The organism is Streptococcus mitis, from assembly GCF_000722705.1.
Lineage (GTDB): Bacteria > Bacillota > Bacilli > Lactobacillales > Streptococcaceae > Streptococcus > Streptococcus mitis_P.
Genome location: NZ_JPFW01000007.1, coordinates 466,813 through 480,830 on the forward strand (window position 1 = coordinate 466,813; position 14,018 = coordinate 480,830).

The 14,018-nt window shown below is 32.9% G+C and carries 16 protein-coding genes and 1 pseudogene; all 17 read right to left on the reverse strand.

Annotated features, from left to right (window positions below; translation table 11 throughout):
• Window positions 1-69: 69 nt before the first annotated feature.
• The 17 genes and pseudogenes from SK642_RS04965 to SK642_RS05040 all read right to left on the reverse strand — a co-directional run bounded on the left by SK642_RS04965 (window position 70) and on the right by SK642_RS05040 (window position 14,011).
• Complete coding sequence (locus SK642_RS04965; protein ID WP_235230855.1) at window positions 70-471, reverse strand: type II toxin-antitoxin system death-on-curing family toxin; 402 nt, start codon at window positions 469-471, stop codon at window positions 70-72.
• A gap of 8 nt (window positions 472-479) precedes the next feature.
• A complete protein-coding gene (locus SK642_RS04970) occupies window positions 480-650 on the reverse strand; it encodes a hypothetical protein (RefSeq protein ID WP_033683618.1) in 171 nt (56 codons plus the stop codon).
• Window positions 651-816: 166 nt separating this feature from the next.
• Window positions 817-1,533 carry an acyl-CoA thioester hydrolase/BAAT C-terminal domain-containing protein gene (locus SK642_RS04975; RefSeq protein ID WP_033683619.1) on the reverse strand — a complete coding sequence of 239 codons (717 nt, stop codon included), beginning with the start codon at window positions 1,531-1,533 and terminating at the stop codon, window positions 817-819.
• 3 nt (window positions 1,534-1,536) lie between these two features.
• On the reverse strand, window positions 1,537-1,848 hold the full coding sequence (locus SK642_RS04980; protein ID WP_000420556.1) for a hypothetical protein: 312 nt from the start codon (window positions 1,846-1,848) through the stop codon (window positions 1,537-1,539).
• A 119-nt stretch (window positions 1,849-1,967) separates the two neighbouring features.
• A complete protein-coding gene (locus SK642_RS04985; protein WP_033683620.1) occupies window positions 1,968-3,710 on the reverse strand; it encodes a glycoside hydrolase family 13 protein in 1,743 nt (580 codons plus the stop codon).
• Between the two features lie 203 nt (window positions 3,711-3,913).
• Window positions 3,914-4,570 carry a hypothetical protein gene (locus SK642_RS04990; protein ID WP_033683621.1) on the reverse strand — a complete coding sequence of 219 codons (657 nt, stop codon included), beginning with the start codon at window positions 4,568-4,570 and terminating at the stop codon, window positions 3,914-3,916.
• A 147-nt stretch (window positions 4,571-4,717) separates the two neighbouring features.
• On the reverse strand, window positions 4,718-5,209 hold the full coding sequence (locus tag SK642_RS04995; protein ID WP_033683622.1) for a nucleotidyltransferase domain-containing protein: 492 nt from the start codon (window positions 5,207-5,209) through the stop codon (window positions 4,718-4,720).
• A 63-nt stretch (window positions 5,210-5,272) separates the two neighbouring features.
• On the reverse strand, window positions 5,273-6,154 hold the full coding sequence (locus SK642_RS05000) for a diacylglycerol/lipid kinase family protein (RefSeq protein WP_033683623.1): 882 nt from the start codon (window positions 6,152-6,154) through the stop codon (window positions 5,273-5,275).
• A gap of 122 nt (window positions 6,155-6,276) precedes the next feature.
• Window positions 6,277-7,131 carry an ADP-ribosylglycohydrolase family protein gene (locus tag SK642_RS05005; RefSeq protein WP_033683624.1) on the reverse strand — a complete coding sequence of 285 codons (855 nt, stop codon included), beginning with the start codon at window positions 7,129-7,131 and terminating at the stop codon, window positions 6,277-6,279.
• A 40-nt stretch (window positions 7,132-7,171) separates the two neighbouring features.
• Window positions 7,172-7,789, reverse strand: a complete 618-nt coding sequence (locus tag SK642_RS05010; RefSeq protein WP_033683625.1) for an SAP domain-containing protein — start codon at window positions 7,787-7,789, stop codon at window positions 7,172-7,174.
• A gap of 136 nt (window positions 7,790-7,925) precedes the next feature.
• Window positions 7,926-8,021 (reverse strand): annotated as a pseudogene (locus SK642_RS10040) (ADP-ribosylglycohydrolase); the annotation flags it as partial.
• Between the two features lie 11 nt (window positions 8,022-8,032).
• Window positions 8,033-8,839, reverse strand: coding sequence for an alpha/beta fold hydrolase (locus SK642_RS05015; protein WP_033683626.1), 807 nt, complete (start codon window positions 8,837-8,839; stop codon window positions 8,033-8,035).
• A 236-nt stretch (window positions 8,840-9,075) separates the two neighbouring features.
• The gene (locus tag SK642_RS05020; RefSeq protein WP_033683627.1) at window positions 9,076-10,359 is read right to left on the reverse strand and encodes a hypothetical protein; all 1,284 of its coding nucleotides are present in this window, start codon (window positions 10,357-10,359) and stop codon (window positions 9,076-9,078) included.
• Between the two features lie 75 nt (window positions 10,360-10,434).
• Entirely contained in the window at window positions 10,435-10,779 is a 345-nt protein-coding gene (locus SK642_RS05025) for a hypothetical protein (RefSeq protein ID WP_033683628.1), read from the reverse strand.
• A 163-nt stretch (window positions 10,780-10,942) separates the two neighbouring features.
• Window positions 10,943-12,658, reverse strand: a complete 1,716-nt coding sequence (locus tag SK642_RS05030; protein WP_033683683.1) for a hypothetical protein — start codon at window positions 12,656-12,658, stop codon at window positions 10,943-10,945.
• Window positions 12,659-12,740: 82 nt separating this feature from the next.
• Window positions 12,741-12,908 carry a hypothetical protein gene (locus tag SK642_RS05035; protein WP_006153932.1) on the reverse strand — a complete coding sequence of 56 codons (168 nt, stop codon included), beginning with the start codon at window positions 12,906-12,908 and terminating at the stop codon, window positions 12,741-12,743.
• Between the two features lie 347 nt (window positions 12,909-13,255).
• Window positions 13,256-14,011 (reverse strand): hypothetical protein, encoded by a 756-nt coding sequence (locus SK642_RS05040; protein WP_033683629.1) that lies wholly within the window; start codon window positions 14,009-14,011, stop codon window positions 13,256-13,258.
• Window positions 14,012-14,018 lie beyond the last annotated feature (7 nt).

Consider the following 14,018-nt stretch of genomic DNA (forward strand, 5'->3'; position numbering starts at 1 on the left):
TCTGCATGACAGATTTCTAATATAGTCTCTTTATCTATTTTTATACTTACAAGAATTAAATATTTGAGCTTAATTTTTTCCATTAACTCTAAACGAATGTTCAGAGACCCATTTGGCGTAAGTTGTTAAGCTTTCATCTGTTAAGGACTCTACTGCGATAGTCACGCACATATTTACCGCTTCTTCAACCGAAACAGTAAAACGATAGCCATGTAATTGCAGAAATTTTACTAAAGCAAAGAAAGCAGTTCGTTTATTAGCATTGGTAAAAACATGCTTCTTTATCAATTGGACAAATAGTATCGTTGCCTTTTCGAAAATTGTTGGATAAAGAGGCTTCCCAAAGACAAATTGTTCTGGTAAATTGACAATCATATTTAAAGCCGAAGGACTAACTGTCTGAATTTCCTTATTTGGAGAATAACACTGAATTGCTAAAGCATTTATTTTTTCAATTTGCTTTTCTGTCAATTATACTGTTATTTTTCCAGCAAAGCTTTGAAAACATCGTCGTATCTGTCAAAGATTTTATCTACATTTAAGTCAAAGGCATCATCAGATACATAGGAAACCTGCTGACCCAATTCTTCCGATTTTACACCACTTGGAATAGTGATTGAATTTCCTTGTTTTCTTATTTTCACGACCATCTTATTTTCTCCTTTTCTGTATTAAAATAAATAATTGCGGTAATTACAATGGCAGGATAATTCGCTTCCGTAACAATCTCTATCAGAGTCAATAAATATTATAGTTTTGAAAAGTTATTAATGCCGCTATTTTAAATCTTATACCATTTCAAGTAATACAAGTAGCTCAATGAGAACAAGAGATCCACTCATTAATTAGGCTAGCGCTTTCTTTAGGTGCTTCAGTATAAAGCTCATGACTAAAGTTTTTTAGAAAAATGGTATCAAAATAGTCTGGCAATTCTTTTAGGGCTTCCTCTCTCCATGTAGCTTCATTAGGATAGCGAGGACTAATAAATAAGGTATCCCCCACTTCTCTCTTAAAAGCTTGTATTTTCCGCCGTAGTCGAAGAATAGCTTCTATATTTTCATAATTTATAGCTAACTCATATCTATCATACTCCGCATTCCAGTGATAAGACTGTCTTACGGCTTTCTCCATATTTTCTGACCAATGCTTTGCTTCAGATTTCTCTTTAGAAATAAGAAGATTTAAGTCCGAAACAACTTGAGATTCAATATAGTTTTTAGCTTCCTCTAACTCTGTATCTAAAGGTAAAATCTTATCTAAATCTAGATAGCCTCCATCCAAAAGAATCAGTTTTTTCACTTCATGAAATTCCGATGCGAGATAACGAGCCAAATCCCCTCCAAGAGAATTGCCTATCAGACAGATAGATTCTCCCTCTACTATTTCCTTTTTAAACCATGCTTTCAATTCTGTTTCATCTCGAAGATGCTTTTCATACGGATTTAGAAAACAGACCTGCGAATCTAGTTCTTGAAGAAAATCCTTGCTATGATAGACATTGCTTCCCAATCCGCCAATAAAATATTTTTTCATTCTCTACTTAATACTATGTTTATTCATCTTTTGTTCAAAGATAGTCGTGATAATCTGACGCAATTCTTCGCGTTCTTTTTCTGGAATCTCACCACTTGTTTGAGCTGCAGCGTAGAGTTCTGGGTGTTCAATTGAAATGCGTTTAATCGTACGTGTCGTAGCATGTTTTCTGACGAAAAACGGGATTCGCTTAATCAAGTCTTGTGGGACGAGTGCAAGAATCTTCTCAGCAGTTTCCTTGTCACTAATCTTAGACGTAGTGAGCCCCTTCTTAATCATTTCCTGTTCTTTTTCTGTAAAATCTTTTAATTCCATTAGATTAGTCCTCCTATTTTCTCTAAGTTAAATTATATACCAATTGTAGCAAGACGACAATTAGTCTGTTTGTAAAATCTTCTCTATACTACAACTTTCCTGTCGCTCATAATTGTACTTTAATGAAAAATCACAAATCCTTTTGGAGAGATGACAAGCTGATTCTCCAATTCTTGGCAATTGCTTGCTAGTGCTACTGCTTCTTTTTGTAAATGATAATCTTCTTTTGATTGGTTAAAGATAGCTTTAAGGTCCCGTCCTTCGTATGTCCATTCCAGAGATACTACATCTTGTTTGATTTCTTTTAGGCTATACTTACCATGCTGAATGGTTGGTGACGCTTGTTTTCTAATATTAATCAGCCGCTTCATGAAATTCAGCATATCATTGTCACTTGATACACGTTCCCAAGGCATACAACGACGACAATCTGGATCTGGTCCTCCTGTCAAGGATAACTCTGTTCCGTAATAGATACACGGTGTTCCTTTTTGTAAAAAGAGGAAGGCTAAGGCTGATTTGACCAGTTGAGAGTCTTCATTTGCCGTCCACAGGATTCGCTCTGTATCATGCGAATCTAGGAGATTAAACATCACTTCTGAAATCTGTTTCTTGTAGTACATAGACTGGCCATTGATTTCATCTATGAACTGGTCGGTCTTCTTAACACCTCGTAAGAAATAGTCCTTGATACTATCAGATAAAGGATAATTCATGACGGCATGGAACTCATCGCCATTTAGCCAAGGCTGAGACGTATGCCAGACTTCTCCTAGGATATAAAGATCAGGTTTTTTAGCTAATACTGCCTTGCGAAAATCCTTCCAGAACTGATGGTCAATCTCATTAGCCACATCCAAACGCCAAGCATCAATATCAAACTCTTCAATCCAATAAGTCGCAACCTTTAAAAGATAATCCTTGACCTCTGGATTGGCCGTATTTAGCTTAGGCATATAGTCCTCGAAACCAAAAGCATGATAAGGCAACTCTCTCTTGTTGGCTAGTTTTTCAGTCGTCACTGGGAATTGATGAATATGGAACCAATCTTTATAAGCAGATTGCTCACCATGTTCGATAACATCTTGCCATTGAGGAGATTGCGAACCAATATGGTTAAATACAGCATCCAGCATGATTTTCATACCACGCTGATGAGCTTGCTTAACCAGTTCCCGAAAGGTTTCCTTGTCTCCAAAATGATGGTCAATTTCAAAATAAGCCGTCGTATTGTACTTGTGATTGCTCGTAGATTCAAAGATAGGACAGAGATAAAGTCCAGTAATGCCCAAGTCTTGCAAATAATCCAGATGGTCAATAATGCCTTGTAAATCACCACCAAAGAAATCATCACTTTTAGGTGTGATAGAGGAATCCCAGGCTAAAGTCCCTTCTGGGTTTAATAGAGCATTTCCATTAGCAAATCTTTCAGGGAATATCTGATACCATACCGTTTCTGAAACCCAGTCAGGAACCTGGCATGCATCAATCTCATGAAGATAAGGGAACTTAAAGCCATTTCCAATAGCATGAAGATTTTCTAGAGAATTTTCAACGCAGCCTTTATCGCCATACAAAATATTTTGGCCTTCTGTATCCTTGAGTTCAAATAGATACTGAATACGTGCAAAGTCAACGGAAACTTCAACCTGCCAATAGTCAAATAAAGCGTCAGAAGTCAGCTTGGCCATTTCCTTCGTATCCTGATAAAATTCTTCCATAAAAATAAAAGGATCACCATAATGCAAGTTGATGCTTTCAATGTCCCCTTTCTTAGTTCGAATCCGAATATGAAGTTTCTTATCCTTGTAAAGATAGGCATATTCCGACTCAGGTCGATGGTAAATAGCACTTAATTCCATCAATTTGTCTCCTAAAGTTTTAATCCAAATTTTACGCAAGCGTTTTCAAAATTAATAAATCCAGTATACTATTTTTGTAAACTATTTGCAAGAATAGTCCATTTTTAAAAGAACTATCTTTTTAAGTATACAAAAAGCCTTAAAAAAGGCTTTTCAATTTTAAACTTTTTTCTAAACTCTGCTTAAATAGTTCATACTTAATTTTAAATTAGCTCTTTTAACCGTCCTTCTATTAGCTTGCCTCTCGAAATAATCATATTTTTTATATCTTCTTTTCCACTAATCTTATTAAATTTTTTGTTTGAATAATAATCGGTTTGAAAAGTCATCTCAATATATTCATCAAACGTCAAATCAAACTTAAATTCATTCCAACGATCTCTAATATGCTCTATCATCTTGTTCCAATCTTCTTGAAAAACTTTGTGACTAAATTGTAAACTTCGCTTTAATGGAACATTACCTGGAATAGGGGTAAAATTACCAATATAATGATATTTATATATAATATTACTATTATCTTTGGTCCTATAAGAAGGATTATATGCTGCCTTACCATTATTCATTACATCAAAGAGAAAACGAAAACTTTTCGTATCGCTTTGTACTGTTAAATAATACCTATTTATTAAATATGTGTACTCTTCGCCGAATTTCTTAGAAAGGTAACTGGAAACTATTTCTCCCCAAATTATCTGGCATAAAGGTGACTGTTCATAATCTCTAGAAGTCCATTCGTTATTGTCCTGAAAATTATAATCAACTAAATCATTTGCTTCAATATATTTAACAATTTCTTTAAGCCATAGCCCCTGATTTTTTTTCCAGAGCCATTCTGTTTTTTCTGTTAAAATTGACAAATCAATCCCTCCGATTTTATAAAAACACTAAATTAAGCACTATGTTATGAATAATATCTATTAATAAAACTTTCTTGAAACTAATTAAATATTTTGAGATATCTATATTATTTAATTGAATTTTAATGGTTGTAAAGAAAGATAGATTTACAAATGTCTTTCCAGCCACTCAATTTTTTTAAAATCCTTATTGTTATTGTGCTCATTTCGATAAGAATCTTGGGAAGAAGCCTTGTAAATACTTAAAAACTGTTCCAAACTTGGAACGCGAAAAGTGATGTTTTCGAGATGAACCAGCTCTATATCCGATTCCGAAACTCCTGCAAAATCAGGTAAAGAATCGATACTTCCGAATTCAACACTCAGACCATCTTTTTTGAATTCATGCTCATGAATATCTATTAAGGCATAGCCTAAGTGTTTCATCACTTTCATTATCTTGTTCCACTCATAAATTCTGAGATGATCAGGTGCTTCCCAACCTCTAGGATCACCAGGCACATGAATGTCAATGTCAGACGGCCTCCATTCTTCATTTGAACGGTATTCAAAACCCAAGGACCCCATGAGCGTCGGTGTGATTCCGATTTGGTTTAAATGAGAACAAATTGTTCGAAATTCATCAAATAGAGAATTCATTCCTCCTCCAATCGTTGATATAGAACTTAATTTCGTTGTGAATAATAAACTAATTTTTACCTTCTACGCTTTCGGTTTTGAAAATACTTCAATATGCTGGCCCAGTACCTTAATCTCTACAGGTAGGTTATCCGATTTATCGCCGTCAACGTCTGACTCCAATTCACTATCTGAAGAGATTTTAATATTGCGAGCTTTAATATATTCGATATTATCATTTGCGACAACATCGCCTTTCAATAAATCAGGAATAACGGATAATTTGGAGAATATTGAAGCATCTTTCAGAATCAAAATGTTGGCATAGCCGTCCTTGTTTTCTTCAAAGATTTTCTTATCAGCGAAGTAATTTGTCAAGAGAACCAAAACATGACTAGCTTCACCAACATAATTTCCATTTTCTGTTTCAACCCTAATATTAAAGACCTGATCCGTCATGACAGACTTCATGGTATTTACAGCATAAGCTAAAATACCGAATTTTGTCTTATCCTCGATTTCAACATTGTGAATCGCCTCAGGAAGAGAACCGATACTAAAGATATAACCAAAATAGTTATCATTTGCTTTACCGATATCAATCTTATTTGTTAAATCAAAATCCAGTTCATCAATTGCCCCATCGATGTCTTGATTGATTTCCAAAAGTTTTGTAATGAGGTTACCCGTCCCACCAGGGATAATCCCTAACTTAGGAATGTAGTCTCTCTCAGCGATTCCCGAAATAACTTCATTGACAGTACCGTCTCCACCAAAAACAACTACTGCATCGTACTGTTCACGAGAAGCTTCTTCAGCAAAATGTGTTGCATCCAACGCTTTTTCTGTAATTTTGGTTTCCACGAGCTCAAAATAATCTTTTGCCTTATTCTCCAGCTTTTCTTTGTAATCCAAAGCCTTCTCCCCACCAGAGGTAGGGTTGATAATCAACATTGCTTTTTTCATTGATTTTCTCCTCGAAATCCGTTAGAAATAGTTACATTTCATCCTATGCAACTAAACGTATTCCCATTATACAATGAAAATATAGAAAAACGAAATATGAAGTACTGTAGATTTAAACTCTTTTATTTTATATCAACCTTATTATCCCATCGCCTTAGTACATCCTTTAAGGGTTCATCCAAGTAAGAGTAGGCCTTATCCTTTATCCAATCAGAAATACCATAAGCTGCCTCTGCTATGCTACCAGTGATTGCAGCAAGTGTATCACTGTCGCCACCAAGTGAGATGGCGTTTCTTATCGCATCTTCAAAGTCTGTACTTTCAAGAAAGGCAATAATGGCCTGAGGGACAGTATCCTGACAAGTTTCGTTGAAACGATATGTAGGGCGAATTTCATCTAAAGTTTGAGATAGATTGTAGCCGTATTCCTTCTCAATATAATCCTTAATACGTTTTTTACATTCGGTAGGATTGTCATTGATTGGTTGCCCATATTCGCTACAATAACCACCAAAGTAAAAACGACATAGAAAAATAGCATCAGCTGTAGCCATGGCACCTTTGATACCTTCTGGATGGTTATGAGTTACCTCTGCAGAAAGGCTTGCAAGTCCTCTAGATGATGGCCACATACCAGTTCTTGCATAAAAACCACAGTCCATGACCCAAGCACAGGGAGAAACACGCATAGCTGATCCATTCCCAAAGCTATTATAAGGCTCACGGTTATCGCTGTTTAGCCATGCATTAAACCGAGCACCATAATCAGCATTCGGATACATTCTGCCATATTTCTTCATAGCGTCAATAAAGTCATTCTTTTGTCCCCCATTCATAATCGCTTCTGCAACAGCACAGGTCATAACCGTATCATCCGTGAAAAAGCAGTCTTTCCGAAATAAAGGAAAGTCCTTTGTTTTGATATTGTCCCACTCGTAAACAGAACCTACAATGTCTCCAATAATTGCTCCTAGCATAAAATTCCTCCTTGTGAACTATTGGTTTATACTGACTAATCTACTCGCCATATTCTTTTATTTTACCAGCATATTCACTCAAAAGATTCTTTGAATAAATTTTTTCATTACTTGAATTTCGAACTTCTTTCCATAGGATAGAAGCCACTTTTAATTTATTCGAGTAATTACGACTATTTTCGTCTGCACAGAAATCCTTTAAAAATTGATTCCATTGACAAACTGAATGGTCATACTTGGCATAATCTGAATTTCCATAATAAACTTTTAGCATATCTTGGATTGTAAAACTCAAATCATTTTTTCTTTTTACTTTTCTCCAAGCTGTAGCCATATCAGCAGTAAATTTAAATGGCGAAACATCTGTTAAAGTTGAGAAATATTCTCTAAAGTGTGTATTAAAGGAGAATCCACATTCAAGTAAGGGCGTGTCTAAGGTAAGGACTTCTACTTGTTTCTTTTTTCTTTTTATTGATGATTTTTTAATCAAATTCCCCTTAAAGTACTGCTCAATAATATGATTGAGTTCTTGTTTGGTACCTCTATTTTCAATCCCTAATGACTTGCATATCTGTAAAAGTTCATCACGATACCAATAGTATTTATTAAACTCATCAAAGGATGAGATTTTTTCAAACACAGGTCTGCTTTCTATCAATATTTCACCTCCTTAAAGTCAATTTAGGTTATCATCACAAAATAATGGAGTTTTAGTTTCTTTAGTTTGAGGATTAACTATGTTTCACTAACAAACTCACACTCTCAGCGGTTCGGACTTACCATATCATCCGTGAAAAACAATCCTCACGAAATAAAGGAAAATCCTGAGTTTTGATATTGTTCCATTCGTAAACAGAACCTTCAATATCTCCAATAATTGCTCCTAGCATCAGATTCCTCCTTATGGCATATCGGATTCGTTACACATTTCTAATGAATCACTCTTTAAAAATGGCACCACCAAATCAATCCACTCATGAGGCAGGTAAGCTGATAAATAGCCGTGGTTATAGCCCTTTGCCTCATACAAAATTGTATTTGAATGTAGCTGATGAAATAATTTCGCTGATTCTTTCACACAGTTCAATTCTTTTTCACCATAGATATACAGAACCTGAGCCTTGCTAGCAGAAATCATATTTTTCAGCTTGTAATGCCCCATATAGTTTTTGTAAATGGTCACCAATGTTTTGACAGGCGTCCTTGGCAAATCCTCTAAATAATAAGCTTTTATTTCCTCTGGATAAGCCAGTTTAGGATAGAGTTTGTTCATCATGCTTAACTGAAGTTTGCAAGAGAATTTATTGAACATCAGTTTATCAAATAGAGACACTAGAAAGATACTGATTTTAGCTAACCTTGGTTGAGGAATACAGAGGCTTCCGTCTATGATGGCCTTCTCAGCAATTTCACTATCTAAAGACAAAAGCTCCATGGCAATTTGACCACCAAGTGAAACACCACCGATTGCAAACAATTTCCCACCACAGTTTGCTTTGATATAGTCTAGAATCTCCAAAGCAGAATCTTCAGTAGAAACATAATCAAGTTGATATTCCTCACCGTGGCCATTCAAAGTGGGTAGAATAATACGGTATTCTTTTGACAAGATTCGTGCTTGACGAAGATAATTCCACCAAGAACTGCCACCACCGTGTATTAGTAAGATAGGAGGTAAATTCTTATCCCCAAATTCATGGAATTTCATGTTTAAACTCCTTACTGTAGGGCTTTCACTAGATAAATACTTGTTAAATCAGTTTGAACAAGCAGTGATACTGCCTCCGTATGTAGTGCTAGCAAACTTCTATATTATAGAATGAAAATATATACTGCCTTGCATTAAAGACCTATTTAAAATAAATGTGTAAAATGATTTATTAATAGATTAGTTAATCATTTACTCCAATAACACTACACTTTGTAAAAATTCTATTAACAAAGTTACCAGTAGTACCTTTTCTCACTTAGATATTGTTCTTTTTGTTCTCTAGAATTTTCATGATTTCTAATTCCTAGTAATTCGTCTGTTGAAGAAACTATTGGGTCGATCCAGTCAGCTTTGGATCTAATCCAATCAATTTCCTCTTTACTAAGTTTCCCTGCTATCTCCAATTTATCAGCCATTAGTCTTAAATCATTTGCTGTTTGAAAATCTTCTAGCATATTCAGAAGAGACATTGTTCGCTTCTTCTCTTCATCGATTCTATTTTGTAATTTTCTTTTTCGATCTTGTTCTTCTTCGTATAGTCTTTCTCTCTCTTCACGTTCAAGTCGTAAATTCTTAACTTTATAATACTCTTGGTAAATTAAAACAATTATTTCTGATATTGATTCTTCAAGTGTGAATTCTTTAGTATCTTTAATGTATTTACTATCTATTATCTTAAATCGAAATTTTCCATTTGGAATATAGTCATACTTCTTTATTCTTGGTTTAAAAGCATATCTATTAAACTTAATGCTATCATTGTACTCTGCTAGTTCTTTAGCTTCTTCTTTTGTTAATTCATGATTTACTTTGTCTGTTGATTCTATAACTTCAAAACGAACAATATCCTTTTCAATTTGAATATCCCAATTTGAAGTTACATTATCGCCGATTTTTTCAATAACAGTAACTAGTGTATCCAAAAAGCGATATAAACGCGGAAGAGAATTTAGTGAAATATTTTTTACAAATTTAGGTTCTTTTAAATCATTATATCTGTGTCTAGAATCAAAGTAAGGATAAGAAGCTGCTTTTTCCCTCTTATTCCACTCTGCAATTTTATCCCTTAGATTAGCTACAGATTTATGTAATCTCTTATTTGGAGCCTGATTTAGGTTTGAAACTGCTTCAATAATACGCTCTATTTTATCGTCCTCTATAAATGATAATGAACTTCTTATACTAGTTGTATCAAGTTTAACAGTATCTTCGTTTTTATCCTCCGTATTATCTTCTTTATGTTTAGCAGCTTTAATTCTACTGTTCTTGAAACTTTTTCTATCAATATGAACCTCATTTATGTCATTTTGTGGTAATGGAACAATAAGTTCACTTAGGTCTTGTCCAGTATTCTTACGATACCAATAACTACCCTTTGGAATTGGAATTTCAAATTCTTTACATTTCTTGAGTAAGTCAGAATAACTTAAATCATATTTCAATGAAACTTGTTTTGCACTTATCTCCCAGATTTCTTCATAGAGTTCGTCTATAGAAAAGGTCTTTATCATCTTCATTTGAAACACCTTTACCCTTATATTTTACATCACCATTTTTATATATACCAAGCGAAAACGCAAATTCAAAAACTTCTAATTCTTCACTTCTGCATTTTCGCTTAATATAAAAAGTAAATCTTGTTTTAAACCGTTAAATTCCTCTATAATTTTATCTAAACTGGCTTCAATATTTTTAACACGGATCTCTGATAGTTTACCGTGATTGTAAGAAATCATTCTTTCAGCGACAATATGATATGACCAACTCTCAGTGAAACGTCTGTCTCTTTCTTCATTATGAATAGCAAAACCAATTGGAAGAAGATTATTTCTAAGACCTATAGCAACTGCTTGTGAACTTATACCTAAATAATCACCAGCAATTTTTAATGTAATTTTATTTAATTTTCTAATATCTTCGTCGGTATATTTCGGCATGTTAGTACTCCTTTGTCATAATCCAAAATGCAATATCATCTATTTAAAAATATCTTGATAGGATGCTATCTAGTTCCTCGCCTTAACTATATAATTTATGTGTTGCACACTGTTCTCTAAAAGTTAATAATCTAAAATATATTCAATGAAAAATTATTATCAATCAAAAAATAATTTCTTCATATTCATAGTTTCGATGTTTTCTATGAACTCCAAATATTTTTTTCGGTAAATTAACTCTAGTTAAATAAAGCTTTTTATCTTCTAACTCACCTTTATCAATCTGTTTAAGAGAATCTTCAAATTCGTCTACTTTATAGAATAAAAGACCATCATAATGTTCTACACCATCATCATTAAATCCAATAGTGTTATTATAAATGTCATATACTAGTTTTTGTTTTATTCCACCTTCATATTCAAATACAAAATATATATTATACTTCTTGAATTCTCGGATTATTTTACAAAGTTCATCAAATTGATCATGGTAAATAAGATTTAACTCATGTCTCCTCCTTTCTGGAATAATACATGATCCCAATAAGACGAAATAAAGGTATATCGTATTTTTACGTATTTTTTTAACAAAATCCCAATCATTTAAATTATGAGTATGAAAGAAACCGTTTCGACATTCAATTCTAAAACAACTAATCATGTCAGTAACTGTTTTTGCGTTATCCGGATTTGAAAAAATATGCTTATTACATCTTAAAAAATACTCAAAAGTTCCAATAGAACTATCCATGAATTCTTTATGATGTTCCGTAAATTCGATATATGGATAGTTTGTGAACCTATAATTGTTCCCTAGCCTGTTTTCGGGGATTTTATTAAATTTGTTATCAATTAGCTCAAAAACTGGGATATTCCGTCTGAAAGCTTTTTTTAACATATCTCGTTTCATTGCTATTTTACAATCGTTGTCAATATTGAGCATAACAATCTTATACAATAACTGTTCAATAGACTTTAAGTAACCACTAACGACGGAGGTGTAATCAAAGTTCTTTTTACCCTTAAACGAATCATAAAGCCATTCCGACGTTATAAAACTTCTAGCATATTCGTTCGAACTTACCATTGTTTCATATAATTTATTGAAAATGTATAATTTATGCATATCATCCAGATTTTCAAAAATAATATCTTTTTGAGTGAGATATAAATAGTTCTGGACTTTCTTATCATTTGCGTTAATAATCTGATACCTGTAATTCAAATAATCCCAATCTCTAAGCTTTTTCTGTTCAAATATTTTTATTGAAGCCAGATTCATTTTAGAAAGAAATTTAACAGATTTATAACTTGTGATTTCCTTTATAACGTTTAGGTAATTATCAATAGAATCAATAAACTCTTTATATTCTTCTTCACCAAATTGTTTTAAATAAAATTCATGAATAGATAATGCTCTTATATTTACATTTGCATCTTTATATTGTTGATTCTCTAGCTCAATTAATTTATTTGTTTGCTTACCTTTTGAAGTTCTAAGGATAATCGCTTTATCGACATGATTAGATTTAAGAATAGTATTGATATCTTCATCTTCAAGGAAATCTGCTAATCTATATCCTATTCGTTCATGATTTTCTTTAATTATAAAAATAAATGGAGCACCATGTGAATATTCTACAGGTATATTATACTCCTTCAGTACCCGCCAAAGGATGTTAGTTAGTAATATTTTAGCAGCTTTTTCCTGTCTTTCTACTGCGAAACGATAAAAATAGAAATCATCATCAGCAAATTGAAAAAGTTCTTCATTCCGAATAGACTGGGATTTCACCCACGATTCTATAAAATGCTTTAGCATATTTATATTTTTATCAATTTCTTCTTTATAGATATATGAACAGTCAATTTTTTTCATTATTTTTCTAACCTTGAATATTTTTATAAAATAAAAAAAGCATAAAATCCTGAGATTATGTGCTTCTCCAAGTATATAGGAGTTAACAGTTGCTTTTAGTAGCAACTGCAAACTCCTTAGTAGCTTCAATCGCATGGATTGAAACACGCTCAGCTGCTGAAGAATCCATATTCAAAGCGAAAATGGTTCCAACCGCAGCTGTGCCAAGGGCAACAACGAACTTCCAGTCAATTAAGACAGTTAAGTTCATAACACACACCTCCTTTCAGGCTTTAAAGCCAAGAATATATATAGGTGGGTATATTGTTGCCCTATCCAATGTTTCCACTGGATTACTCTAGTATACTTCAGAGATTTAAATCTGTCAATTCTTTATATAGTGGAATACACTGTTATTAGTAATGATACCGAGTATATTTAAATTGTAAAAATTATACAAAATCAATTGAAGAGAATAAGAAACCACTATGGTCTTATTCTTAAACCTGTTAATCATTTAACTGAAAACTAACAAGTCTAAGTTTTTGTATAGACAGTAAAAAGTATTAATCTGATACTAGTAGCATAGCATACAGATTCTGAATCAAAGTAAAATTATTACAATTTTTTTAGATAAATAATAAAATTTACTCGTAGAACTTGTATATACCACAAAAGAAATGATTTTCTTATAAAACCATCATCAAAATCCTGTTTTCCGAATGATTTTTCTACTAAGTTTAATCGTTTCAACATATCTTTTCGAATATCTGATGCTTTAAAAATTTCTGAGTTTGGTAAAATCCATGGAATTAGATTCGAAGAATCTGTGATCAAATAAGTTCGACTATCCAAATACTCAACCTCAATCCTTTTGTTAAAAATTAGCCATTTTAATAACATTATCATAAAGCTATTTGGTCTATGAAAGTAATATCTCCAACTACCTCTCTTTTTTTGAATGTTGGCCTCTATAAATTTCAAACCCAAACATTTAAAGACTAATCTACGATGATTTCCATTAGTAGATACCATAAATGCACGACCTGATTCATTTGGTGCTGGATATTCATCTAGCCACAAATCTGACATAGAATTGATATGTAATTGGATATTGTTTCTATGCTTTAATGCATATTCTACTAGTTCACTTTCTGAATGATGATAAAAATGAAAACCTTTCTCAAGTACTACCTCTTCATTAAGAACAATGTCCTTTTTATACTCACTATGACTATATGGTATACAGAAAGGTTTAAAGACGGATTTTTCTTTTGCTTCTTCTAGTCTTTTTTTAAAAATAATCTTTAATTCAGATTCTGATGTATCGTCGTAATTAAATTGTTCTTCTAAACATTTTTTATCTATGCTCATGTGATTT

Coding starts and splice junctions, on each gene's coding strand:
- SK642_RS04985 (WP_033683620.1), bottom strand. CDS start 3,710: ATGGAATTAAGTGCTATTTACCATCGACCTGAGTCGGAATATGCCTAT.
- SK642_RS05000 (WP_033683623.1), bottom strand. CDS start 6,154: ATGAAAAAAGCAATGTTGATTATCAACCCTACCTCTGGTGGGGAGAAG.
- SK642_RS04975 (WP_033683619.1), bottom strand. CDS start 1,533: ATGAAAAAATATTTTATTGGCGGATTGGGAAGCAATGTCTATCATAGC.
- SK642_RS04980 (WP_000420556.1), bottom strand. CDS start 1,848: ATGGAATTAAAAGATTTTACAGAAAAAGAACAGGAAATGATTAAGAAG.
- SK642_RS05035 (WP_006153932.1), bottom strand. CDS start 12,908: ATGAACTTAACTGTCTTAATTGACTGGAAGTTCGTTGTTGCCCTTGGC.
- SK642_RS05005 (WP_033683624.1), bottom strand. CDS start 7,131: ATGCTAGGAGCAATTATTGGAGACATTGTAGGTTCTGTTTACGAGTGG.
- SK642_RS05040 (WP_033683629.1), bottom strand. CDS start 14,011: ATGAGCATAGATAAAAAATGTTTAGAAGAACAATTTAATTACGACGAT.
- SK642_RS05025 (WP_033683628.1), bottom strand. CDS start 10,779: ATGCCGAAATATACCGACGAAGATATTAGAAAATTAAATAAAATTACA.
- SK642_RS05030 (WP_033683683.1), bottom strand. CDS start 12,658: ATGAAAAAAATTGACTGTTCATATATCTATAAAGAAGAAATTGATAAA.
- SK642_RS05015 (WP_033683626.1), bottom strand. CDS start 8,839: ATGAAATTCCATGAATTTGGGGATAAGAATTTACCTCCTATCTTACTA.
- SK642_RS05020 (WP_033683627.1), bottom strand. CDS start 10,359: ATGAAGATGATAAAGACCTTTTCTATAGACGAACTCTATGAAGAAATC.
- SK642_RS04970 (WP_033683618.1), bottom strand. CDS start 650: ATGGTCGTGAAAATAAGAAAACAAGGAAATTCAATCACTATTCCAAGT.
- SK642_RS04995 (WP_033683622.1), bottom strand. CDS start 5,209: ATGAATTCTCTATTTGATGAATTTCGAACAATTTGTTCTCATTTAAAC.